The 671-nt window shown below is 60.8% G+C and carries 1 protein-coding gene; it reads left to right on the forward strand.

The window, feature by feature from the left end; translation table 11 throughout:
* Window positions 1-59: 59 nt before the first annotated feature.
* Window positions 60-671, forward strand: a 612-nt coding sequence (locus tag AC1DVA_RS28945) for an NAD(P)/FAD-dependent oxidoreductase (RefSeq protein WP_476808211.1), incomplete at its 3' end; no start/stop codon positions are given.

A 671-nucleotide genomic window follows, 5' to 3' on the forward strand; every position in this document is an offset into this window, starting at 1 on the left:
ACATCGATCGACTCCAGGCCGCCGACGATGGTTTTCAGGCTGAGGTGGGCGCTTCCCTCGTGAGCGCGCGATCCGTCCTTCTCGCAACGGGCGTGACTAACAGGCGTCCCGCGATCCCAGAAGACCTTCACGCAAATGCGCTGCGCCGCGGGCAACTGCGGTACTGCCCCGTGTGCGACGGTTACGAGGTGACGGACCAGGACGTGGCCGTCATTGGCCGCGATGCCCGTGCGTTAAGCGAGTGCATCTTTTTGAGATCGTTCACCGATCGTGTCACGCTGGTTCTGGACGACAGATCAGAGTTGACCGACCTGGACTTGGACCGTGTCAGGACGATCGGTGTCACGATCGTCGGGGGGCGGCCTAAGGATTTTGTTCTCGACCCAAGCCGAATCCACTTCTGGGTCGGCGAACATTTCATGACGTTCGATGCCATTTATCCCGCATTGGGGTCGGAGGTTCATTCGGAGTTAGCGGCGTCGGCAGGCGCAACATTGACCGAGGAGGGTTGCGTGAAGGTCGATGCCCACCAGAGGACGGATGTTTCGGGGCTTTATGCTGCCGGCGACGTCGTAGTTGGCCTGGATCAGATCAGCCATGCCATGGGCGAAGCGGGGGTCGCTGCCACCACCATCCGCAACGATCTTGCATCCGCCATGCCGATCTTACGC

The organism is Allobosea sp. P4_C6 (assembly GCF_056402015.1).